Here is a 23,135-nt window from a genome sequence, read left to right on the forward strand (position 1 = left end):
GAGCCGGTCGGTGCCGAGCGGCAGCGACCAGTCCTGGAACGGCGGCAGCAGTGCTGGTCCGGTAATGGCCTGCGGGTCGCCGGGGAAGAGCAGCGACGCAAACAGCGCCATGGCGAACAGAAGCGCCAGGATGATCGCGCCGGCGACCGCTTCCGGCCGGCGCAGGAACCGCGGCAGCGCGCTCACGCGCTGGCCTCGCTGGCGCCGACGCGCGGGTCGAGGAAGGCGTAGGCGATGTCGACGGCAAGGTTGACGGCAATGACGAGGGCGGCGCTGGTGAGAATGATGCCGAGCAGCAGCGGCGTGTCGCGCGAGGCGACCGCTTCCTGCGCCAGCCGGCCGAGGCCGGGCACGGCAAAAACGCTTTCGATGACGACGCTGCCGCCCAGCATCTGCGCCGATTGCAGGCCGAGCATGGTGATCAGCGGCAAGAGCGCGTTGCGGGCGACATGGGCGAGCACGATGCGGCGGCGCGACAGCCCCCTGGCGCGGGCGGCGAGCACAAAATCCTGCCGCCACGCCTCCGCCATGCCGGCGCGCATCATGCGCAGATAGAGCGCGAGATAGATGAAGCCGAGCGCGGAAACCGGCAGGACGAGGTGGACGGCGATGTCGGTGGCGCGGTCAAAACCGGTCTTGTCCGAGGCCAGGCTCTCGATGCCGCCGATCGGCAGCCAGCGCAGGTCGACGGCAAAGACGACGATCAGCACCAGGCCAAGCCAGAAACCCGGCACGGCATAAAGCGCCAGCGAGCCGATCGACAGGAAGCGGTCGCGAAAGCTGCCGGGTCTGGCGCCGGCGTAGATGCCGAGCGCCGAGCCCAAACCGAAGGAGAGCGCGGTGGCGGTCACCATCAGGAGCAGTGTCGTCGGCAGGCGTTCCAGGATAACATCGCGAATTGGCCGCGAGAAGGTAACGGACTGGCCGAGGTCGAAATGCAGCAGCGCCCAGAGATAGTTCGCGAGCCGTGTCAGCTCGGACTCGTCGAGGCCCCAGCGATGACGCAGCAATTCGATCATCCCGGCATCGCCACCAGTCGAGACGATGTAGGCGTCGACCGCGTCACCGGGGGCGGCTTCCAGGAGGAGGAATGTGCCGATGATGACGATCAGCAGCACGAAGATGCTGCCGACGAGACGACGGCGGATGAGGGTGAGGGCGCGGGTCATGGGAAAGGCATAGCGCTGCGCCAGTCGGGAGAGGTGCGGTGTCTAGGCACCCCCCTCTGTCCTGCCGGACATCTCCCCCNAAGCTGCTGATCTCCCCCCTTGCGGGGGAGATGTCCGGCAGGACAGAGGGGGGTGTGACGAAACGCAGCCCTACGCCATGCCTTGACACCAATTTCTTTGCGAACGTTCATCCGCAAATGTGTCACGATTCCAGATACGTGTCCGCCCAGTTCGAAACCGCCCAGCGCGGATTGTTGGCGATATTCCCCACCGTCTCGCGCGCGACGCTGATGAAGCTCCATTCGGCGACGTTGATCAGCGGCAGGTCCGCCGCGACCTGTTTCTGGAATTCCTTGTAGAGGTCGGTGCGCGCTGACGTATCCAGCGTCTCCGATGCCTTGGCGATCAGCGCGTCGAGCGCGGCGTTCTTGTAGCCGCCCTGGTTGGAGAACGGCACGCCGTCGGGAATGCCGCTCTGCACCAGGATGGTGGTCGAGATCGCCGGGTCGCCGCGGAACACCGGCGGGCCGACGGCGAGGTCGAAGGCGTGCTCGGTGTAGACGGCCTTGATGTGCGCGGCCGAGTCATTGTTGACGATCACGGCGTCGATGCCGATTGCCGCCAGCGCCTGGCGCAGATAGTCGCCGAATTGTTTGGTCTCGTTGAAATAGGGTGCCGGCAGAAGTTTTAGCGCAAAACGCTTGCCGTCATCGGCGCGCTTGTAGCCCGCGTCATCGAGCAGGGCGTTGGCCTTCGCGACGTCGAAGGGATAGGTCGGCACGTCGGCGGTGTAGAATTGCGGGTCGTTCTTCGGCACCGGGCCGGTGGCGGCAGCGGCATAGCCGAGGAACACCGTCTTGACGACGAAATCCTTGTCGATGGCATGCGCGATCGCCTGGCGGACCTTCACGTCGGCCAGTTCCTTGCGGCGATGGTTGATCTCGACGACAAGCTGATAGGTCAGCCCCTCATAGCCCTTGGAGATGACCTTCAGGCCCGGCACCTTGGAGATGCGGTCGAGATCGGCGAGCGGCACGGCGGAGAAGGCGGCGAGCTGGATCTCTTCGGCCTCGAGCGCCGCTGCAGCCGACGTGCGGTCGGGCAGCACCTGATAGATGATCTCGTCGAGATACGGCTCGTCCTTGGCCCAGTAATCGGCATTCCTGGTCAGCTTGTAATACTGGCCGGCCTTGTATTCGCCGAACTTGAACGGTCCCGTGCCGATAGGCGCGTTGTTGGCCGGGTTGTCCTCGATCTTGCCGACTTCGTAGATATGTTTCGGCACCACGCTCGACAGCGCCGGCAAGGCGTTGCGGATCAGCTGGAACGGCGTCGGCTTGGCGAATTTGAACACGGCGGTCAGATCGTCAGGCGTGTCGACGGCGGCCAGATCCTTGAACACCGTGCGGCCGAGATTCTGCAGCGGCTTCCAGATCTGCAGCGCCGAGAAGGCGACGTCGGCCGAGGTGAACGGCTTGCCGTCATGCCACTTGACGCCGTCGCGCAGTTTGAAAGTCACCGACAGCCCGTCGGCGGCACCTTCCCAGGAGAGCGCCAGGCGCGGCTGCAGCCCGTCCTTGCCGTCGAAGGAGGCTTCGGCCAGCGTTTCGACGATCTTGCTGGAAATGAAGAAGACGCCGTTGGAGGCGACGATGGCCGGATTGAGGTTGCGCGGCTCGGAATCGGCGGCAAGCACGAGGCGGCCGCCCTTCTTCGGCGTCTGCGCCCAGCTGAATGTGGGCATGGCGGTGGAGGCCAGCAGTAAAACTGAGCCGCCAAGCAGCGTGCGTCTGGAAATATCCGACATGATCAACCTCCGTCCTCTCCGCGACCAGATGGGCGCACCCCTCGAAGCTGGCGGCACCCGCCAGCATCCTCGCGGCGATTATGGCCCTTGCCAAGGGTTTCGCCAGAGACGGAATTGGCGCATCTTTGCTTGGCTTTGAAATTTTCGTCCGCTGGACCAGTTTAGAGGTGGCCCTTTCATTCTGGTATTCTGGTAGGACCAGATTGCCTTAGTGTGCAGCAATGACGAGTGGTGACAGCCTGCCGAAGCAATCTAACCTGTTTCTGGCTGGACCAGAGTTAACGAAATGGTGCAGATTTGATCGAAGCCAAGGGATTGGACGCAGTACGGCCGGCGATCCCACTGATATCAGGGAGAGAAAGATGAACATCGCCCCGGGCAAGAGCGCCGTCAGCAATATCCCGTTCGATCAGGCGAGGGTCGACCGGCTGATGGAAGAGGCCGGCATCGATGTTCTGCTCGCGACCTCCAAGCACAACACGCAGTATCTGCTTGGCGGCTACAAGTTCATCTTCTTTGCCGCCATGGATGCGATCGGCCATAGCCGTTACCTGCCTATCGTCCTCTATGAAAAGGGCGGGCCCGATCATGCCGCCTATATCGGCAACCGCATGGAAGGCGCCGAGCACCAGAACAACCCATTCTGGACGCCGACGCTGCATGCCGCCTGCTGGGGCACGCTCGATGCTGCCAATCTTGCGGTCGAGCACATCAGCAAGATCGGCAAGGCCGGCGCCCGCCTCGGCATCGAGCCGGCCTTCCTGCCGTCGGACGCCTATGCGCTGATCCGCAAGGCGTTGCCGGATGCCAGGCTGATCGACGCGACCGGCATGCTGGAGAGCATGCGCGCCATCAAGACGGACGCCGAGCTGGAAAAGCTGCGTATCGCCTCCGAGCTGATCACCGATTCCATGTTGGCGACTATCCAGTGGGCGCGCGAAGGCACGACCAAGGCCGAGATGATCGAGCAGCTCAGGCGCGAGGAGACCAATCGCGGCGCGCATTTCGAATATTGCCTGCTGACGCTGGGCTCCAGCCACAACCGTGCGGCGTCACCGCAGGCTTGGAAAAAGGGCGAGGTGCTGTCGATCGATTCCGGCGGCAATTATCACGGCTATATCGGCGATCTCTGCCGCATGGGCATTCTGGGCGAACCGGATGCCGAGCTGGAAGATCTGTTGGCCGAGGTCGAGACGGTGCAGCAGGCGGCGTTCTCGAAGGTGAGGGCAGGCACCATCGGCGGCGATATGATTTCGCACGCGGAGGGCGTGCTGAAGGCGTCGAAGGTCGCGCCCTATACGGATTTCTTCGCCCATGGCATGGGCCTGATCACCCATGAAGCGCCGTTCCTGATGACCAACCACCCGGTCACCTATGAAGGCACTTATTCGGCCAAGCCGCTGGAGACGAACATGGTGCTGTCGGTGGAGACGACCATGCTTCACCCGACGCGGGGGTTCATCAAGCTGGAGGATACGCTGGCGGTGACGGATGCGGGGTATGTGATGTTTGGGGATCGGGCACGGGGGTGGAATAGAGGTGGGATAGCCTAGCTCGGCGCTACCCCCTCACCCGGATTGCCATCCGAATTGCGAAGGGCAATTCGGGGCTATCCGACCTCTCCCTGAGGGAGAGGAGTTTGCGCCGGCGCTGGCTTCTGCCTCTTCTCCCCCTCGGGGAGAAGGTGGCCGCGAAGCGGCCGGATGAAGGGGGCCTTTCGCGATTACTTCCCCGCCGGGATCAGCCTGAAATCCGGCAGCTCCCGCAGCACCAGTTCCGGTCCGGCCGGCGAATAGACGACGAAGAGCTGCATCGGCCCATCGCCGGTATTCAGCGTCGAATGGAAACGGCTTTCCGGCACATAGATGGTGCAGCCGGGGCCGACCTTGGCGACGACCGGATTGCCCTCCTCGTCCTCCACCATCTGCTCGCCATTGCCTGAGATGACGAAGATGATCTCTTCCGCGCCGGGATGGTTGTGGCGCGTGTGGCCCTTGCCTGACGGCAGGTCGACGACGCCGCCGGAAAAGCGCGTCGCGCCATTTACTTCCGGCGCGACTGTCAGCGACAGCTTGCCCCAGTCAAAGCCGAAGGCGCTCACGTCCTTCGGGTATACGAACACCTTGCTCTTGTCGGTCATGATCTCATCCCTTCTTTTTCTTCTGGTCGTGCAGCGTGACGGCCTTGAAATCCGCCGTCTGCCTGGCGATCGCGGCTTCAGCCGGCAGCCGTTCCATCGAACTCGCGCCATAAAAGCCATGCAGGCCCTTGCAGCGGTCGAGGATGTATCTCGCGTCGTCCGGCATGGAGATCGGTCCGCCATGGCAAAGCAGGATGACATCCTTGCGCACCGATCGCGCCGCGTTGGCGATGGCGTCGATCTCGACCACGCAGTCGTCGAGCGACTTGGCCGACGTGGCTCCGATCGAGCCGCCGGTCGTCACCCCCATATGGGCAACGACGATGTCGGCGCCGGCTTTTGTCATGGCGCGCGCCTCGTCGGGGTTGAAGACATAGGGCGTGGTCAGAAGATCGAGCTTGTGCGCCTCGGCGATCATGTCGACCTCCAGCCCGAAGTCCATGCCGGTTTCCTCAAAACTCTGGCGCATGCTGCCATCGAACAGGCCGATGGTCGGGAAATTCTGCACGCCGGAAAAGCCCATCGTCTTCAGCTCGGCAAGCAGCAGCGGCATGATGACGAAGGGATCGGTGCCGTTGACGCCGGCCAGCACCGGCGTCTTTTTGACCACCGGCAGCACCTCATAGGCCATTTCCTTGACGATCTCGTTGGCGTTGCCATAGGCGAGCAGGCCGGCAGCCGAGCCGCGCCCGGCCATGCGGTAGCGGCCGGAATTGTAGATGATGATGAGGTCGATGCCGCCGGCTTCCTCGGCCTTGGCCGACAGGCCGGTGCCGGCGCCGCCCCCGACGATGGGCACGCCATCGGCGATCATCGCCTTGAACTTCTTCAATATGTCTTTGCGCGGTATTGCGGGCATTTGTTGGCTCTCACTATCTGGCGATGTCGAGGAAGGCCGCGGTTGCGGCTTTGGCAAATTCCGGATCGTTGATGTGCAACGGCAGGCGTGTGACGCGGCGCGTGGCGCTCGGCCTGATAGTGCGCTCGATGGCATCGAACAGCACGGCGTCGGCTTCGAGGTCGAAGAAGGCGCCGCCCTCGATGTCGAGTGCCGAGACGCCTTTTTCGGGGATCAGGAAATGCACAGGGCCCTCGCAGCGAGCGAGCCTGGTGCCGATCCACTCGCCTATGCCGCGGCATTCATTCGCCGTGGTGCGCATAAGCGTGACGTTGGGATTGTGCTCGTAAAACAGCCGGCCCCTAAACTTCTCGGGAATGGTCGGCGGCGCCCAGAAATTGACCATGTCCAGCGCGCCGACCGAGCCGACATAGGGCAGCTTGGTGCGGGCGATAGCGCCGAAGCGGTCTTCCGTCGCCGGCAGCACGCCGCCGAACAACAGGTCGCAGACTTCCGTCGTGGTGATGTCGATGACGCCGGCGAGCAGGCCCGAGTCCGCGAGCTTCTCCATCGAGCGGCCGCCGGTTCCGGTGGCGTGGAAGACCATGCAGTCGTAGTTGGCGCGCAACTGATCCGCGATGGCGGTCACGCAAGGCGTGGTGACGCCGAACATGGTGAGCCCGAGTGCCGGCTTGCCAGTGGCGACTGGCGCCGGCCTGGCGGCCATGCCGGCGATTGCCTGCGCCGCATTGTGCAGCACGACGCGTGACAGCCGGTTCAGTCCCGCCATATCGGTGACCGATGGCATCATGATGATGTCGGAGACGTCGACATAGGGCGCGGTGTCGCCGGAGGCGAGCGTCGAGACCATGATCTTGGGCAGCCCAAGCGGCAGCGCGCGCATGCCGGCAGTGATGATCGACGTGCCGCCGCCGCCGCCAATGCCGATCACGCCTGATATGTCGTCGCGCGACTGAATGAAACTGGTGAAGGCGGCGCCCATGCCGGCCACCGCCGTGCCGCGATCATCGATGCCGAGCACGCCACTGGCTCCATCCGGATGATGCGCCGCGACCTCGCTGGCCGGGATATCGACCGGCACGGTGGCGCCGCGCGTTCCGATGTCGACGCGGGCAACCGAACTGCCGATGGCGGCAATAGCATCGGCCAGGAAGGCAAGTTCCTCGCCCTTGGTGTCGGCTGTGCCCACCACGTAGATGCGCTTCATCGCGTTTCTCCCGTCACCGGCCGACCGGCGCCGGGCCGCCTGTCGCCCTTTGCCGGCCTTTCGGTGGGCAAAGGTCATTGCAATTTTTTGAGACGCGCGTATCGTATTGACATGGAAGTCTCACGTCAACAAGGCGCTGGGAACGACGACGCCAACGAGGCTGCCGAACGCGGCCCGCGGGCCCGCACAAAACGGCTGATGCTGGAGACGGCGACGCGGCTGATGCAGGCGGGCGTCACCCCGTCGGTCAGCGAAGTCGCGGAGGCGGCGCAAGTGTCGCGCGCCACCGCCTATCGCTATTTCCCCAGCCAGGCAGCCCTGGTGCAGGCGGTGGTCGACGAGGGGCTTGGGCCGATCCTGACCTGGCAATCGGATTCGAAAGATGCCGGGCGCCGCGTCGCCGAACTGTTCGACACCGCCATGCCGCGCATCGAGGCTTTCGAGGCAACTTTCAAGGCGGCGCTGAAACTGTCGCTCGACCAATGGGCGCAGCGGCAGGCGGGCACGCTGGGCGGCGAGCCGCAATTCACGCGCGGACATCGCGTCCAGCTGCTGAAGGATGCCATCGCACCGCTCAAGGGCCGGCTGCCGCCGCGCGAGTTCAAGCGCCTGGCGCAGGCGCTGTCGATGATGTTCGGCGTCGAAGTGCTGATCGTGCTGAAGGATATATGGGGGCTCGATAGCCGCGGCATGCGGTCGGTCGCGCAATGGGCGGCGGGCGCCCTTGTGCGCGCCGCGGTGGCGGAATCAACGGCTGAAATCGATGCGGCCCCGACAGCGGCATTGGCGAAATAGCGCCAATCTGGTTCGACCAGATTTGGATGCCCACTATTGATGTTAACCGGGATGGCAGTGCCGAAACAAGGCTCTCCTATATCAACGAGTAGGAAAATTCAGGGAAAACAGTCGGATACATGAAAAATCCGGTTATACAAGGTCCGGTGGTGATCCAAGAAAGAGCTTGACGGCTATCCAAAATTGGTAATACCAGATCAGGACAGAAAAAGCGGATCAAAAGTGAGAGCTGCGATCCATTTTCCGGCAAAGCGAGGAGGCTTGGAACCGGAAAGGTGCGATCTCGGGAGGAACTACCAGGGCCGGCTTCACCGCCGGCTCGCATGACAAGGTAGAATGCGCACAAGGGAGGAAATCATTATGCGCAAGACAATGACCAGCCTGCTTGCTGGTATCGGCTTAGTACTTGCCTGCGGAACGTCCGTCTACGCGCAGGACAAGGAGCTCACCATCTTTTGGGCGGAATGGGATCCGGCCAACTACCTGCAGGAACTCGGCAACGAGTACGAGAAGGAAACCGGCGTCAAGATCACGGTGGAAACCACGCCCTGGTCCGACTTCCAGACCAAGGCTTTCACCGAGTTCAACGCCCATGGCGACGCCTATGATATGGTCGTCGGCGACTCGCAATGGCTCGGCGCCGGCTCGACCGGCGGCCACTATGTCGACCTGACCGACTTCTTCAACAAGCACAAGCTTGGCGAAGTGATGGCGCCGGCAACGGTGAAATATTACGCCGAGTATCCGGGCGGCAGCAGCAAGTACTGGGCGATCCCGCTCGAAGGCGACGCTGTCGGCTGGTCCTATCGCAAGGACTGGTTCGAGGACCCGAAGGAAAAGGAAGCCTTCAAGGCCAAATACGGCTACGATCTCGACGTGCCGAAGGATTTCAAGGCGCTGCGCGACATCGCGGAGTTCTTCTATCGGCCGGATCAGAAGCGATACGGCATCGCCATCTACACCGACAATTCCTATGACGCGATGGCGATGGGCTTCGAAAACGCGCTGTTCTCCTTCGGCGGCGAACTGGGTGACTACAAGACCTACAAGGTCGACGGTTTCATCAACTCCGACAAGGCAATCGCCGCACTCGACGCCTACAAGGAACTCTACACGTTCACGCCTCCGGGCTGGGCCAAGTCGTTCTTCGTCGAGGACAACCAGGCGATCACCGAAAACCTGGCCGCGATGAGCATGAACTACTTCGCGTTCTTCCCCTCGCTGATCAACGAGGCGTCGAACCCGAACGCCAAGAACACCGGCTTCTTCGCCAATCCTCCAGGCCCGAACGGCGATCAGTTCGCCGCACTCGGCGGTCAGGGCATCTCCATCGTCTCCTACTCCAAGAAGCAGGAAGAGGCGACGAAGTTCCTTGAATGGTTCATCAAGGACGAGACCCAGAAGAAGTGGGCGGCGCTCGGCGGCTACACCTGCAGCGCCGCCGTGCTCAAGTCGGACGAATTCCAGAACGCCACGCCGTACAACAAGGCCTTCTACGAGACCATGTTCAAGGTGAAGGACTTCTGGGCGGTGCCGGAATATGCCGAGCTGCTGCAGCAGCTCAACCAGCGCGTCTATCCCTACATGATCGGCGGCGAAGGCACCGCCAAGGAAACGCTGGACGCGCTCGCAGGCGACTGGAACGCGACGTTCAAGAAATACGGCCGCGGCCAATAAGCAGCTTTTCTCGCGGAGGAGGCATCCGTGCCTCCTCCGTTCTTTTTTTCCGAAACGGGAGCAGGGTCTTGGCGACCACGATGATTACCACGCTGGACACTTCCTCGCGGGCCGCTGCACGCGGCTTGAGCGACATGTCGATCCGCAACCTCTTCATAATCCCGACGATCCTGTTCCTGATCGTCTTCAATATTTTCCCACTGATCTATTCGCTGGGCTATTCCTTCACCGATTTCCGCGCGTCGACCAACGCGCCGGCGAATTTCGTCGGGCTGCAGAATTATCGCGATCTGCTCAACGATCCCTATGTCTGGTCCAACTTCGCCATCACCGCGAAGTACGTCATCATCTCGGTCGCGGGTCAGCTGCTCGTCGGCTTCGGCGTGGCCATGCTGCTCAACCGGGATATTCCCCTCAAGGGTCTCATCACAACGCTGCTGCTGCTGCCGATGATGCTGTCGATGGCCGTCGTCGGTCTGTTCTGGAAACTGCTCTATGATCCGTCATGGGGGGTTATCAACTATGCGCTTGGCCTCGGCAATTTCGAGTGGCTGGCCGATCCCAAGATGGCGCTCTATGCGGTTGCGCTGACCGACATCTGGATGTGGTCGCCCTTCGTCATGCTGTTGTCGCTGGCCGGCCTTTCGGCGGTGCCGAAGCATCTCTACGAAGCAGCGGCGATCGACCGCGCCGGACCGTTCTACACCTTCTTCCGCATCACGCTGCCGCTGGTCGCGCCGATCCTGATGATCGCGGTCATCTTCCGCACCATGGAAGCGTTCAAGACCTTCGACCTCGCCTATATCCTGACCAGCCAGCCGACGGCCGAGCTGATCTCTATCCGGCTGTACAAGATGGCGTTCCAGGAATGGCAGACCGGGCGCTCCTGCGCGCTCGCCTACATCGTGCTGATCATGGTGCTGGCCATCACCAACATCTACGTCAAGTACCTCAACAAGGTGAAGGAGCGCTGAGATGGCCGCCGTCCGCACTTCTTCCGAAATAGGCTTCAATCGCGTCGCCATCGTCGCCGTCCTTTTGGTGACGATCATCTTCCTGGCGCCGATCTACTGGATCGCCTCGACGGCGTTCAAGCCGCGCAATCTTGCCACGACCATCCCGCCGACGGTGGTGTTCCAGCCCGAGATATCGCCGTTCGTCAAGCTGTTCACCAAGCGCTCGCAGATGCGCAACCCGCCGTCGCCGGAAGAGTATGCGGCGGCACCCTGGTGGGAACGTGTCGTGTTTGACGGCGGTGAAAAGATCGTGCGCGACGGCAAGGGCCAGGTGCAATGGTCCGGCTATCCGAGCCGCTTCATGAACTCGCTGATCATCGCCATCACCTCGACGGTGCTGGCTGTCGGCATGGGTACCTTCACCGCCTACGGCTTCTCGCGCTTCAAGGTGAAGGGGGAGGCGGATCTGCTCTTCTTCATCCTGTCGACGCGCATGCTGCCGCCGGTGGTGGTCGCGATCCCGATGTTCCTGATGTACCGGGCCGTCGGCCTCAACGATTCCCATATCGGGCTGATCATCCTTTATACCGCCTTCAACCTGTCCTTTTCGGTGTGGCTGATGAAGGGGTTCATGGACGAGATCCCGAAGGAGTATGAAGAGGCAGCGCTGGTCGACGGCTACACCCGCATGGAAGCCTTCTTCAAGATCGTGCTGCCGGAGGCCGCCACCGGCATCGCCGCGACCGCGGTTTTCTGCTTCATCACGGCGTGGAACGAGTATGCCTTCGCGCTGATCATGACCAACCGCCGCGCCCAGACGGCGCCGCCCTTCATCCCCAGCCAGGTCGGCGCCGGCCTGCCCGACTGGACGGTGATCGCCGCCGGAACCTTCCTGTTCCTGCTGCCGGTCGCAATCTTCACCTTCCTGCTCCGCAACCATTTGCTGCGCGGCATGTCCTTCGGAGCGATCCGCAAATGAGCTTTCGAGCCATCAACCAGAAATATCTCGAACCGGGGTCTCAGGTGCTGATGGTCCTCGGCATCATCGCGCTTTGCCAGCCGTGGAACCTGCTGCTGCACAGCTATGGCGTGACCATCATCCTGATCGGCTTGATCGGCTTCAACATCACCTCGAAGATCGCGCCGGCGGAGAAGGCCGGTACCGGCCAGGTGCGCAATCCGGGAGCAGAGCATTGACCCAGATTGAGCTTCGCGGCGTCCAGAAATTCTTCGGTGCGGTCCAGGTCATCAAGGACCTCAACCTCAAGATCGACGACAACGAGTTCATCGTGCTGCTCGGTCAGTCGGGTTGCGGCAAGACGACGACATTGAGGGCGGTTGCCGGGCTGGAGACGATCGACGGCGGTGACATCCTCATCGACGGCAAGCCGGTGCAACACCTCAAGGCCGCCGACCGCGACATCGCCATGGTGTTCCAGTCGTTCTCGCTCTACCCGCATATGAGCGTCTATGAGAACATTGCTTTTCCCTTGCGCGCGACGCGCAAGAGCAAGGCCGAGATCGATAGCGAGGTGCGCTCGGTCGCCAAGACGCTGCAGATCACGGAACTGCTGGCCAAGAAGCCGTCGGCGCTGTCGGGCGGCGACATGCAGCGTGTGGCCATCGGCCGGGCTCTGGTGCGGCGGCCGAAGGCGATGCTGATGGACGAGCCGATCGGCGCCCTCGACGCCAAGCTGCGCGAAGAGATGCGGGCCGAGATCAAGCGGCTGCACATCAAACAGGGCTCGACCACCATCTATGTCACGCACGACCAGATCGAGGCGATGAGCCTCGCCGACCGCATCGTGATCATGCATGAGGGCGTGCTGCAGCAGGTCGGTTCGCCCGACGAGGTCTATTCGCATCCAGCCAATCTGTTCGTGGCGCAGTTCGTCGGCAGCCCGGTGATGAACGTCGCCGATGCGGCGATCGCCGAGACCGCTTCGGCGGCCTCCGTCACCGTCGGTGGCGCTGCCGCCGGCTTCGAGTTCCCGCGCGCGCTTTTGTCCAAGCTCAACGGTCATGCCGGCGGCCAGCTGGCGCTCGGCATCCGGCCCGAAGGCGTGCTGGTGCGCCATGAAGCGGCGGAGGGTTTCTTGCCGGTCGAGACGCAGATCGTCGAGCCGCTCGGCTCGTTCGACATTGTCGATCTCAAGGTCGGCTCCAAGATGCTGCGTGCGCGCACCAAGAGCGGCTTCGTCGGCGGCCCGGGCGAAAAGGTCTTCGCCAGGATCGATCCGACGCAGGCACATTTCTTCGACACGGCAAGCGGCAAGTCGCTTGAGGTGAGGCTCTGATGGCTCATATCCAGCTCAAGAATATTTCCAAGAGCTTCGGCAACCACACCGCACTGACCGGGCTCGATCTCGAGATCGCCGATGGCGAGTTCTTCGTGCTGCTCGGCGAGACCGGCGCGGGCAAGACGACGACGCTGCGCATGATCGCGGGTCTGGAAAAGCCGACCGAGGGTCAGGTGTTCATCGACGGCGTCGACGTCGCCGACTGGGGTGCGGCCGAGCGCGACGTGGCGCTGGTGCTTCAGCAATATTCGCTCTATCCGCGCTATACGGTGCGCGAAAATCTCGAATTCCCGCTGAAGCCGAAGATACGTCGGCTGCCGGATGCCGAGATCAAGGACCGTGTTGCGCGAGCGGCCAAGACACTGCGGATCGAGCATCTGCTCGACCGCAAGACCGACCGGCTTTCAGGCGGCGAAATGCAGCGCGTCTCTATCGGGCGCGCCATCGTGCGCAAGCCGCGCGTGTTCCTGATGGACGAACCGCTGTCGGCGCTCGACGCCAAGCTGCGCGAGGCGCTGCGCACGGAACTGAAGAACCTGCAGATCCAGCTCGGCGCCACCTTTCTGTTCGTCACTCACGACCAGATCGAGGCGATGTCGATGGGCGACAAGGTGGGCGTGCTCAACCATGGCCGCATCATCCAGACCGGCACGCCGCACGAGATCTACAACAATCCGCGCGATACCTATGTGGCCAGCTTCGTCGGCTCGCCGCCGATGAACCTGATCGATGGCAAGCTGGTCAACGGCCGCGCGGTGATGGCGCCGCTGAATTTCGAACTGCCTTTCTCTGGGGGTGCCAAGGCGGGCGGTGCGACCGACGGTCGCCCGCTCGTCTTCGGTATTCGACCTGAGGATGTGTATCTTGAAAGCGGTGCGCCGGTCGAGGCACGCGTCCACGATGTCGAGAACCATGGCGTGGAAAAGATCCTGACTCTGCGGGTCGGCGACACGACGCTGCGCGCCACGGTGCCGGCCAGAACCGATGTCCAGATCGAGCAGCCGGTGCGCTTTGCCTGGAATCAGGACAAGGTGGTGCTGTTCGACAAGGGCAGCGGCGTGAGCTTGCGTCACGCCAGCTAACTTAGACTACATCCACTCCCAGCTTGCGCAGCGGCCCATCACGGTTTTCGGGCCGCTGTCTTGGTGATGGCTGCAACGAAGCACTTGAGGCTTTCCTCGACATAGGTGGCCACCTCGATCGTCGGGTCAAAACTCCACCACAGCAGTGAGCCCTGCCAATGCGATGCCATCAGCAGGCCGATGTCGCGCGGGGTGTCGGGCGTTCCGGCGAAGCAAGCCGCAAGGGCCTCGCTCAGGAACGCTTTCCAGGCGGCGCCCCGCGCCCTGAGCACGGGGTCGCGCAGATCCTCGCGCAGCACGAGCAGGCCTTCGGCATAGGCTTCGATGCCGCCAGAGCCCTGCGATAGTCCCACCAGAAGCTCGATGGCGCCTGCCGGGGTTTTGGCAACCGTGGCCGTCAGCATCCTGGTCTTGTCGTCGAGACCGCCCCAGGCACAGAGCAAGGTGCGCTGCTTCAGCTGCGCCTTGTTTCCAAAGCGCTGCACCAGTGTCGCGCCCGAGAGGCCGCAGGCCTTTGCCAGCCGCTCAAAGGTGAGCGCCTCGGGGCCTTGATCGTGAATCAATCGCAGCGCGGCTTCCAGCACCTGCTCGTCGGATTGCGTTTTTGGTCGAGTCATCTTGACATCCAGATATAACCGAATGATCATTTATATATAATGTGAGCGGCGAAGGCCAGCTGGATTAATCATTGTTTCGTTTGGGAGCGTACCATGACATTGCAGGGAAAAGTCGCTTTGGTCGCCGGCGCCACGCGTGGCGCAGGGCGGGGAATCGCGGTTGAGCTCGGTGCCGCCGGCGCCACCGTCTATGTCACGGGGCGCACCACACGCAGCCAGCAATCCGACTATGCCCGGCCCGAAACCATCGAGGAGACGGCGGAGCTGGTTTCTTCGCATGGCGGCAAGGGCATTGCCGTGCAAGTCGATCATATGGTGACTGATGATGTGCGCAGTCTGGTCGAGCGCATCCGGGCCGAACAGGGTCGGCTCGACATTCCGGTCAACGATGTCTGGGGCGGCGAAAAGCTGTTCGAGTGGAATAAGCCGGTCTGGGACCACAATCTGGAAAACGGCCTGCGCCTGTTGCGGCTCGGCATCGACACGCATCTGATCACCGCGCATCATGCGCTGCCGCTGATGATCGAGCGGCCGGGCGGGCTGCTGGTCGAGGTCACTGACGGCACCGCCGAGTACAATGCCGATCACTATCGGCTGTCGCCGTTCTACGATCTCGCCAAGGTCGCGGTGAACCGCATGGCATGGGCACACGCCAAAGATATTGCTGCGCATGGCGCCACCTCGGTGTCGCTGACGCCCGGCTGGCTGCGTTCCGAAATGATGCTGGAGGCGTTTGGCGTCACCGAAGACAATTGGCGCGACGCCACCGCCAACGTGCCGCATTTCGTCATTTCCGAAAGGCCGCGCTTTGTCGGCCGCGCGGTCGCGTCGCTTGCGGCGGATCCGGATCGTGCGCGCTGGAACGGCCAGTCGCTGTCCAGCGGTGGGTTGGCGCAGATTTATGGTTTTACCGATCTCGACGGCTCACGCCCGGACGCCTGGCGCTATGTTCCGGAGGTACAGGACGCCGGCAAACCTGCCGATGCCGCGGGTTACCGGTAAGCTTAGACCGAGCGGCCATCGAAGTCGAAAATCGACAGACCGGCAGCATCAATATCCGCAACGCAGTTAAGGTTGACGTAGGCGCTGCGTTCGTTGCCCTGACTGACATCCTCGGCGAAGGGATGGATGCCGCAGGTCCGGCAGAAGCGATGCGCCAATACGTGATTGTTGAACGTATAGGTGCCGAGATCATCGCCCCATGCGAGCACCTTCAGGCTGTCATGCGGGATGGCGCATAACAGCACGCCCTTGCGCCTGCACATCGAACAATTGCACCGCACGGCGCCGGTCAGTTCGGCTTTGAATTCGAACGCTACCTTGCCGCAGTGGCAGCTGCCTTTGTACAGCATCAGTCTCTTCCTATCGCTGGCAGGTGCAAAGGCACGCTGTCCGGGTTATTCCTTCCGCTGACCTAGCGGCCCATATGCCTTAAAGACGCTCCACCTTGACGGAATCCGACATCGACATGCAATCAATCCGCGATCGTCTCGAGATCATCCTGTCACGTCTTGCCAATTGCGCGGCAGGCGAGAAGGTGTTCACCAAACTCTATGCCGAGGCGGCGCGCGCAGCGGCCGAGGCCACCGATGCGCGCAAGAAGGCCGGCGTATCGCTCGGGCCGCTCGACGGCGCCATCATCTCGATCAAGGATCTGTTCGATGTCGCCGGTGAATCGACCACGGCCGGTTCGCTGATGTTGAGGGACACCGCGCCCCGTCGGCACGACGCTGCGGTCGTCAACCGTCTGCGCCAGGCCGGCGCCGTCATCATCGGCAAGACCAACATGACCGAATTCGCCTTCACCGCCATCGGCGACAACATGCACTACGGCACACCGGGCAATGCCGCCGACACCAGCCGCATTCCGGGCGGTTCGTCGTCGGGCGCCGCCGTGTCCGTTGGCGAGGGGACGAGCGACATTTCCATCGGCTCCGACACCGGCGGTTCGGTGCGCATCCCGGCATCGCTGAACGGCGTCGTCGGTTTCAAGCCGACGGCGCGGCGCGTGCCGCTGACTGGTGCCTATCCCCTTTCTGCGACGCTGGATTCGATCGGGCCGCTGGCGCTGAGTGTTGCTGCGTGTGCCCTGGCTGACGCCGCGATGACGGGCGAGCAGATGCCGCAACTGCACCTGCCGTTAGCGCTTGCCGGGCTTCGTGTCGGCATTCCGCGCGGCCTGCTTTTCGAAGACACGGAAACGGAGATTGCCGCCGCGTTCGATCGCAGCCTTGCCGGGATCGAGCAGGCAGGCGCGTGGCTCACGGACATTTCGATCGACGACCTCATTGCCGATCTGCGCCTGGCCACCAAACGCGGCTCGATAGCGGCCATGGAAGGTGCTGAAATCCATGCCGACTGGCTGGCGACGGGCGCATCGATGCCGGTCGATCCCCATGTCAGCGGGCCGCTGTCGCGGGCGGCGGCCATACCGACGCCGGTTTATATCAGGGCAATGCGTCGTCGCGCGGCACTGTGCATAGCCATGGACGAGCGGTTGGGTTCGGTCGATGTGCTGGCTCTGCCGACCACGCCGGTGACAGCGCCGACTATCGTTTCGATGGCCGAGGATACGGCTCTGCGTGAACGCACTGAAGGTCTGCTGCTGCGCAACACCCAGGTCGCCAACCAGTTCGACCTCTGCGCGATCTCGCTACCGATGCCCGGCATGACGCTGCCGGCCGGGCTGATGCTGGTGGCGCGCAATGGCCATGACCACCATCTGCTGCGCATCGCGGCTGAAATCGAGCGGCTGCTTGGTCGGTAATAGTCAACCCGACGAGCAGTGCTTGCGTTCGCTGTCCTTGGCGGTGCGCAGGATGCCCGTCGCGAACAATGTCGGCACGTCGTGCTGCTTGCCGTTGAAGCTGTGTGGCCGGTTCTCGATTGTTCCTGTGACAACGAGCTTGCCGGCATAGAGCTTGTCGGAAAGGTCAAGCGCCTTGTCCTGCTGCGGCAAGCCGTCGATGTCGACCCACACACCCTTGACGACCTTTCCGGTGGCGAGGTCGAGCGCGCTGGTAGAAGGGCAGGGCGCCATCACGCAGCGCAGGCCGTTGTCGCAAGGCACGTAGCTGCTTTCGGCCTGAGCCTTGGCTGTCCCTACGCTTGTACCGGCAATCAGAAGAAGAACTCTCACGACGCTCTTGACCATATCGGCGAAGGTCGACGCCAAATCCGCGAAAATTGAGGCGGCTTGCAGAAACGTCAGTCGGCAGGAAACCGTCTGCGGTAATGCTCGACCACGTCGGGATTGCGCAGATTGACAGGCAGCCGGTTGGCCAGCACCAGCAAGGTCTCGCCGGCAGCACCCACCCCCATGCGCATCATCGACTGCTCGGTAATGCCGGCCATGTGCGGGGTGACGATGACATTGTCGAAGCTGAAATAGGGATGAGCCGGCGGCAGCGGCTGCGTGGCAAAGACATCGAGCGCGGCGCCGCCGATGCGGTCCTTGCGCAAGGCCTCGATCAGCGCCTCGTCATCGATCACCGGCCCGCGCGAAATGTTGATCAAAAGCGTATCGGGCTTCATGCGGGCAATGCGTTCGCGGCTGATCAAGCCGCGCGTCTCTTCCGTCAGCGGGCAGCAGAGCACGATGATGTCGCTCTGTTCGACCAGCGCATCGATCGACAGGAAGCCGATCCTGTCGGGTGCCGGCTGCATGCTGCGGGTCGTCGCCACGACGTCGAGGCCAAAGCCGTGCGCGGCGATATGGGCGACTGCCTGACCGATGGCGCCGAAGCCGATGATGCCGATGGTCTTGCCGGCAAGCTCGCTGGCATGGCTGGCGTGGTCGCGGCCGGCATTCCAGCCCTTGGCGCGCAAGTCGCGGTCGACCGAACGGAAGCGCCGAAGCAGGGCAAGGGCCGCGAACATCACATATTCAGCGACCGAACGCGCATTGACCGCCGGCACGTTGGCGACCAGCACGCCGGCCGCGGCCGCGGCCTCCATCGGCACCATGTCGAGCCCGGCGCCGTGGCGGACCGCTGCTCTGAGTTTCGTGGCGTTTTCGAACAGCGACGGCGGCAGCGGTGCGCGAACGATGATGACGTCGGCATGCTTCGCCTCGGCGGTCAGCGTTGCCGCATCAAGCGCTGAGGCGACGACGAGTTCACCGGCGCCCGCCAGCATTGCGGAGGCACGCGGATGCAGCGTGTGCGTCGACAGGATTCTGGGCATGGGGCTCTCGCTAGTCGCAATTCTCAAAGGAAAGCGCCGCGCGCTTTTCCCAGAAAAACCGTTTCACACCTTTCCTGGAATTGCACTAGACCTTCTCAAGTGCCAGGCTTTGCGCTTGCGCCTCCCGGCCCTCGATGATCCCCTTCCAGTAGCTTTCCGCGCCTTGCAGGTGGGCGCTCATCAGCGCCTGGGCGAGATTGCCGTCGCGACGCAGCAGCGCCTCGTAGATCTGGATATGCTCGGCATGCGAGCGCACTGAGCGCTCGGGATCGTTGAAGTAGATCGGCAGCCGCTGCTCGCCCATCAGGTAATAGACACTGCAGATATTGTGGAAGACGCCGTTCTTGGTCGCCCGCACGATTTCGAGGTGGAATTCGCGGTCTTCCTTGGCGAGGCCTTCGCCGGCGGCGATGCACTCCTCCGAGGCTTTCAGGATCTCCCGCAGGCGTTCGAAATTCTCTTCGGTGGCACGCGAACAGGCAAGTTCGGCGGCCTTGATCTCGTGGATCTTGCGCAGTTCGACGGTCTCGTAGATCTGCACCGGATCGAGCGGCAGGCCCGCGCGGGCGAAAAGAGCCAAGGCTTCTACACTGGCCTGCCTGGTGTCGACATAGATGCCGGATTTGGCGCGGCGCTCGACGATGCGCATGGCCTCCAGAATGGCCAGCGCTTCGCGGATCTGGCCGCGGCTGACGACGAAATGCTCCGCCAGTTCGCGCTCCGAAGGCGTGCGGCCGGTCTCCTTGTCCGAATGGGCGAAGAGATAGGCGGCGAGCTCGGCGAGAAGGTTCTTTTCTTTCATCGTCAACCGCGTTGCGCGTGCGCCTCCAGGAACCGCTCCGAAATGGTGAATCCCAGGCCCGGCTTTTCAGGGATCGCTATCATACCGTCCCTTGCTTCGACAGTCTCTTCGATAAGATCGTGGATCATCGGGTTGGCGCCGAGCGAATATTCGACGGTAAAACTGGCAGGCGAGGCCGCACAAACATGCAGGCCGGCGAAGAAGCATGGCGCGCCGGCCCACAGATGCGGGGCAAAGCGCAGATTGAAGGCACTGGCGATGGTGCCGATCTTCATCGCCTCGCTGATACCGCCGCAAAAGGCCGGATCCGGCTGGAAGATGTCGGCGGATTTCAGCACCGCGAGATCGCGGAAGGCGTAGCGCGTCGCTTCGCTTTCGCCGGTGGCGATCGGGATCGAGCCCGAGGCGCGCACCTCGGCCATACCAGCCTTGTCGTCGGCGATAACAGGCTCCTCGAACCAGGCGAGGTCGAGATCCCTGGCCAAGCTGATGAAGCGCTTGGCCTCGGCCACCGTATAAGTGCCATGCGCGTCGACCATCAACTCGACGTCAGGACCGAGCGCCTGCCGTGCGGCGCGGACGCGGGCGGCGGAAATGTGCGGGGCGCCGTCCATGGCGCCGACGCGCATCTTCAGCGCCTTGAAGCCGCCTTTGGCGATGTAGGATTTGAGCTGCTCGCCGATAGCGTCGGCGGCAGCCCAGCCGCCGGAGGCGTAGGCCGGCATGCGGTCGAGCTTGCGGCCGCCGATGAGCCGCCACACCGGCTGTCCCAACGACTTGCCCAGAATATCCCAGAGCGCGATATCGACGGCGCTGATTGCCGCAATGCTCATGCCGCGCCGCGCCAGCTGCGGCATGGCATGGCCGGCGCGCGCGGCACTGTCATGGCGCACGCCGTTGTAGAGCATCTCCCAGATCATGCCGATGTCGGCGGGGTCGCGGCCGATCAGCTGCGGCCCGACCTCGTGATTCAGCATGTAGACCAGCGCACCATAGCTGCCGGCGCTGCCGGCGGCGTTCTTGCCCTCGCCCCAGCCGATCAGCCCGTCGTCAGTCTCAATGCGCAGGATGGCGGCGTCGAACGTCGTCACCTGGCCAAAGTCGCTGCGATGCTGCTTCGCGGCCTCAATCGGCACGCGGACCCACCACGCCTGGACCGTTTTGATGCGCATCCCGATCGGCTACTTGATCAGCGGCAGCAGCGTTTCGGCGGTGATGCGCATCTGGTCGGTGTAGAATTTCTCCGTCAGCACGCTGGAGCCGTGATCCTGGATGAACTTCAGCTGTTCGGGAGAAATGTCGACCGGATTCCGGTCGACCATGTCGGGATAGGGCGCGGCGGGTGTGCGGTCGACTGGCGCGACGAATTCGTTGGTCAGCGCGCCGTCATAGCCGACTTCCTTCAGCGTCTGCACGATCCGCGGCCAATCGATCTGGCCAAGGCCGGCGGCAAAGCGGTTGTTGTCGGCGACGTGGAAGTCGAACAGCCGTTTGCCGACCTGACGGATCGCGTCATGGACGTTAAATTCTTCCATATGGATGTGATAGGCGTCGAGGCAGACGCCGCATTCGGGGCTCACCGCATCGGCCAGGGCCAACGCCTGCGCGCCGCGGTTGAACAGATAGGTCTCGAAGCGGTTGAGCGGCTCGACCGCGATCTTGACGCCGACCTTCTTGGCATGGGTGAAGCATTCGCGGGTGGCGTCGACCACCCACTTCCATTCCTCTTCCTCGGTGCCGTCCGGCACCACTTTGCCGACGGTCGCGGGCACCAGCGTTATGATCTCGCCATCAAGTTCGCTGACCATGGTCAGCACGTCCTTGACGTACTGCACCGAGCGTTCGCGCTGGCCCTGGTCCCTGGCGGCAAGGTTGCGTTCGCCCAGCATCAGCGTCACCGACCCCCAGCAGCGGATGCCGTATTCTTTCAGCAGCGCGCGGGTCTCCTTGGTCTTGTATTGCTCGGGCTCGCCGGAAATCTCGATCGACTCGTAGCCGAATTTCTTGATGCGCTTCAGCGTCACCTCCAACGGTTCCGCGCGCATCCAGTTGTGCGTCGAAAGATGCATGGTCTATCCTTCCCAGAATTCGTCTGTGCCAGTTCGCCCTGCGATGCGCCCCACAAGGCGCGTCGCGTGTTTCCTCCCCAAGGCGCTCCAGCGTTTTTGCGCAACTGGTTCGACCAATTGGGCCCTAATGGAGGTCTACAGCAATTTTTGTCGCGCGGCAAGAACCGCCGCCATGCGATATCGGCATCTGTGTACCGTATTGATTATGCTGGTATATATCGCCAAAAATGGAATGCCCCGGCAGCTTTGCGCGTGAGTCAAATGGCTTGACCCATTTCCGGTATTTGGTAATACCAGAATGCCGATACGAGAATGCACATCACGAGAGACCAAAGAGGCTGGCCCTGCTTTCATCAGACGCTATGCTTGGTCCTTGGAAAAATGAATTGGGAGGATGCCGATGCCGTCGACAATGAAGGGTCCGGGGCTGTTTCTGGCGCAGTTCGCGGGGGATACCGCGCCGTTCAATTCGCTGGCCTCGATCACCAAATGGGCGGCCGGTCTCGGTTACAAGGGCGTGCAGATCCCGACCTGGGATGCACGCCTGTTCGACCTCAAGAAGGCGGCGTCTTCCAAGACCTATTGCGACGAGGTGAAAGGCGTCTGCACTGATGCCGGCGTCGAGATCACCGAGCTGTCGACGCATCTTCAAGGGCAGCTGGTGGCGGTGCACCCGGCCTATGATGCCCAGTTCGACGGCTTTGCACCGCCTGCGGTGCACAACAACCCCAAGGCCAGGCAGAAATGGGCGGTCGAACAGATGGAGTTCGGCGCCAAGGCCTCGAAGAATCTTGGCCTGAAAACCTCGGTGACGTTTTCCGGCGCTCTGGCCTTCCCGTATCTCTATCCCTGGCCACAGCGGCCGGCCGGGCTGATCGAGGAGGCCTTTGCCGAACTCGGCAAGCGCTGGAAGCCGATCCTCGACGTCTATGACGAGAACGGCGTCGACGTCGGCTATGAGATCCATCCCGGCGAGGACATCTTCGACGGCGCCACCTTCGAAATGTTCCTCGATGCGGTTGGCGGCCACAAGCGCTGCAACATCAACTACGACCCATCGCATTTCCTTTTGCAGCAGCTCGACTATCTCGAATTCATCGACATCTATCACGAGCGGATCAAGGCCTTCCATGCCAAGGATGCCGAGTTCAATCCGACGGGGCGGCAAGGCGTCTATTCCGGCTATCAGAGCTGGACCAATCGCGCGGGGCGATTCCGCTCGCTTGGCGACGGGCAGGTCGATTTCGGCGGCATCTTCTCCAAGCTTACCCAGTATGGCTACGATTCCTGGGCGGTGCTGGAATGGGAGTGTTGCCTCAAGCATCCGGAGGACGGCGCGGCCGAAGGCGCGCCCTTCATCCAGCACCACATTATCCGGGTGACGGAAAAGGCCTTTGATGATTTCGCCGGCGGCGCCACCGACAAGAAGATGCTGCGCGCCATGATGGGTATTTGAGACAAGCAGGAGAA

23 protein-coding genes and 1 pseudogene are annotated in these 23,135 nt (G+C 62.7%); 11 read left to right on the top strand and 13 right to left on the bottom strand.

Annotated features, from left to right (window positions below):
• The 3 genes and pseudogenes from X733_RS0135420 to X733_RS142605 form a co-directional block, all read right to left on the bottom strand.
• A pseudogene (locus tag X733_RS0135420) lies at positions 1 to 186 on the bottom strand (ABC transporter permease); the annotation flags it as partial.
• A complete protein-coding gene (locus X733_RS142610) occupies positions 183 to 1,169 on the bottom strand; it encodes an ABC transporter permease (protein ID WP_023819609.1) in 987 nt (328 codons plus the stop codon). The gene X733_RS142610 and the pseudogene X733_RS0135420, both read right to left, overlap by 4 nt.
• Before the next feature lie 202 nt (positions 1,170 to 1,371).
• Positions 1,372 to 2,982: an ABC transporter substrate-binding protein gene (locus X733_RS142605; protein ID WP_031193793.1), complete on the bottom strand. Its 1,611-nt coding sequence runs from the start codon at positions 2,980 to 2,982 to the stop codon at positions 1,372 to 1,374.
• Between the two features lie 356 nt (positions 2,983 to 3,338).
• Between X733_RS142605 and X733_RS142600 the strand changes: the two genes are divergently transcribed.
• Positions 3,339 to 4,529 (top strand): Xaa-Pro peptidase family protein, encoded by a 1,191-nt coding sequence (locus X733_RS142600; RefSeq protein ID WP_023819611.1) that lies wholly within the window; start codon positions 3,339 to 3,341, stop codon positions 4,527 to 4,529.
• A 170-nt stretch (positions 4,530 to 4,699) separates the two neighbouring features.
• Here the strand turns inward: X733_RS142600 and X733_RS142595 are convergent, their stop codons facing one another.
• From X733_RS142595 to X733_RS142585, 3 genes are read right to left on the bottom strand one after another with little or no spacing between them, the layout of a single operon-like run.
• Positions 4,700 to 5,116, bottom strand: coding sequence for a cupin domain-containing protein (locus X733_RS142595; RefSeq protein WP_023698983.1), 417 nt, complete (start codon positions 5,114 to 5,116; stop codon positions 4,700 to 4,702).
• Positions 5,117 to 5,120: 4 nt separating this feature from the next.
• Positions 5,121 to 5,975 carry a phosphoenolpyruvate hydrolase family protein gene (locus tag X733_RS142590; RefSeq protein ID WP_023698984.1) on the bottom strand — a complete coding sequence of 285 codons (855 nt, stop codon included), beginning with the start codon at positions 5,973 to 5,975 and terminating at the stop codon, positions 5,121 to 5,123.
• Positions 5,976 to 5,988: 13 nt separating this feature from the next.
• Complete coding sequence (locus X733_RS142585) at positions 5,989 to 7,182, bottom strand: Tm-1-like ATP-binding domain-containing protein (protein ID WP_031193795.1); 1,194 nt, start codon at positions 7,180 to 7,182, stop codon at positions 5,989 to 5,991.
• Between the two features lie 111 nt (positions 7,183 to 7,293).
• On the opposite strand from X733_RS142585, the gene X733_RS142580 reads away from it, so the two are divergent.
• The 7 genes from X733_RS142580 to X733_RS142550 all read left to right on the top strand — a co-directional run bounded on the left by X733_RS142580 (position 7,294) and on the right by X733_RS142550 (position 13,992).
• Positions 7,294 to 7,977, top strand: coding sequence for a TetR/AcrR family transcriptional regulator (locus tag X733_RS142580; RefSeq protein WP_023819613.1), 684 nt, complete (start codon positions 7,294 to 7,296; stop codon positions 7,975 to 7,977).
• Between the two features lie 360 nt (positions 7,978 to 8,337).
• Positions 8,338 to 9,654: an ABC transporter substrate-binding protein gene (locus X733_RS142575; RefSeq protein ID WP_023682996.1), complete on the top strand. Its 1,317-nt coding sequence runs from the start codon at positions 8,338 to 8,340 to the stop codon at positions 9,652 to 9,654.
• A 68-nt stretch (positions 9,655 to 9,722) separates the two neighbouring features.
• A complete protein-coding gene (locus tag X733_RS142570) occupies positions 9,723 to 10,628 on the top strand; it encodes a sugar ABC transporter permease (protein WP_023682997.1) in 906 nt (301 codons plus the stop codon).
• Between the two features lies 1 nt (position 10,629).
• The gene (locus tag X733_RS142565; protein ID WP_023682998.1) at positions 10,630 to 11,589 is read left to right on the top strand and encodes a carbohydrate ABC transporter permease; all 960 of its coding nucleotides are present in this window, start codon (positions 10,630 to 10,632) and stop codon (positions 11,587 to 11,589) included.
• A complete protein-coding gene (locus tag X733_RS142560) occupies positions 11,586 to 11,807 on the top strand; it encodes a hypothetical protein (RefSeq protein WP_023669846.1) in 222 nt (73 codons plus the stop codon). The genes X733_RS142565 and X733_RS142560 overlap by 4 nt, the downstream gene beginning before the upstream one ends.
• Positions 11,804 to 12,907, top strand: coding sequence for an ABC transporter ATP-binding protein (locus X733_RS142555; RefSeq protein ID WP_023704246.1), 1,104 nt, complete (start codon positions 11,804 to 11,806; stop codon positions 12,905 to 12,907). Before X733_RS142560 ends, X733_RS142555 begins: the two co-directional genes overlap by 4 nt.
• Entirely contained in the window at positions 12,907 to 13,992 is a 1,086-nt protein-coding gene (locus X733_RS142550) for an ABC transporter ATP-binding protein (protein WP_023669844.1), read from the top strand. Before X733_RS142555 ends, X733_RS142550 begins: the two co-directional genes overlap by 1 nt.
• Positions 13,993 to 14,030: 38 nt before the next feature.
• Here the strand turns inward: X733_RS142550 and X733_RS142545 are convergent, their stop codons facing one another.
• The gene (locus X733_RS142545; protein WP_023704245.1) at positions 14,031 to 14,609 is read right to left on the bottom strand and encodes a TetR/AcrR family transcriptional regulator; all 579 of its coding nucleotides are present in this window, start codon (positions 14,607 to 14,609) and stop codon (positions 14,031 to 14,033) included.
• 93 nt (positions 14,610 to 14,702) lie between these two features.
• Between X733_RS142545 and X733_RS142540 the strand changes: the two genes are divergently transcribed.
• Positions 14,703 to 15,611: an SDR family oxidoreductase gene (locus X733_RS142540; protein WP_023819615.1), complete on the top strand. Its 909-nt coding sequence runs from the start codon at positions 14,703 to 14,705 to the stop codon at positions 15,609 to 15,611.
• A 2-nt stretch (positions 15,612 to 15,613) separates the two neighbouring features.
• Here the strand turns inward: X733_RS142540 and X733_RS142535 are convergent, their stop codons facing one another.
• The gene (locus X733_RS142535) at positions 15,614 to 15,961 is read right to left on the bottom strand and encodes a GFA family protein (protein WP_023747011.1); all 348 of its coding nucleotides are present in this window, start codon (positions 15,959 to 15,961) and stop codon (positions 15,614 to 15,616) included.
• Between the two features lie 116 nt (positions 15,962 to 16,077).
• On the opposite strand from X733_RS142535, the gene X733_RS142530 reads away from it, so the two are divergent.
• Positions 16,078 to 17,376 (top strand): amidase, encoded by a 1,299-nt coding sequence (locus tag X733_RS142530; RefSeq protein WP_023820498.1) that lies wholly within the window; start codon positions 16,078 to 16,080, stop codon positions 17,374 to 17,376.
• 3 nt (positions 17,377 to 17,379) lie between these two features.
• Here X733_RS142530 and X733_RS142525 read toward each other — a convergent pair whose 3' ends face one another.
• From X733_RS142525 to X733_RS142505, 5 genes are all read right to left on the bottom strand, one after another.
• Positions 17,380 to 17,748 carry a hypothetical protein gene (locus X733_RS142525; RefSeq protein WP_245261902.1) on the bottom strand — a complete coding sequence of 123 codons (369 nt, stop codon included), beginning with the start codon at positions 17,746 to 17,748 and terminating at the stop codon, positions 17,380 to 17,382.
• Positions 17,749 to 17,816: 68 nt separating this feature from the next.
• Complete coding sequence (locus tag X733_RS142520) at positions 17,817 to 18,794, bottom strand: NAD(P)-dependent oxidoreductase (protein WP_023669839.1); 978 nt, start codon at positions 18,792 to 18,794, stop codon at positions 17,817 to 17,819.
• 85 nt (positions 18,795 to 18,879) lie between these two features.
• Entirely contained in the window at positions 18,880 to 19,596 is a 717-nt protein-coding gene (locus X733_RS142515) for a FadR/GntR family transcriptional regulator (RefSeq protein WP_023686625.1), read from the bottom strand.
• Positions 19,597 to 19,598: 2 nt separating this feature from the next.
• Complete coding sequence (locus X733_RS142510; protein ID WP_023819617.1) at positions 19,599 to 20,768, bottom strand: mandelate racemase/muconate lactonizing enzyme family protein; 1,170 nt, start codon at positions 20,766 to 20,768, stop codon at positions 19,599 to 19,601.
• A 9-nt stretch (positions 20,769 to 20,777) separates the two neighbouring features.
• On the bottom strand, positions 20,778 to 21,665 hold the full coding sequence (locus tag X733_RS142505; RefSeq protein WP_023669836.1) for a sugar phosphate isomerase/epimerase: 888 nt from the start codon (positions 21,663 to 21,665) through the stop codon (positions 20,778 to 20,780).
• Between the two features lie 400 nt (positions 21,666 to 22,065).
• On the opposite strand from X733_RS142505, the gene X733_RS142500 reads away from it, so the two are divergent.
• Positions 22,066 to 23,121 (top strand): sugar phosphate isomerase/epimerase, encoded by a 1,056-nt coding sequence (locus X733_RS142500; protein WP_031193804.1) that lies wholly within the window; start codon positions 22,066 to 22,068, stop codon positions 23,119 to 23,121.
• Positions 23,122 to 23,135 lie beyond the last annotated feature (14 nt).

The organism is Mesorhizobium sp. L2C066B000, assembly GCF_000502335.1.
Lineage (GTDB): Bacteria > Pseudomonadota > Alphaproteobacteria > Rhizobiales > Rhizobiaceae > Mesorhizobium.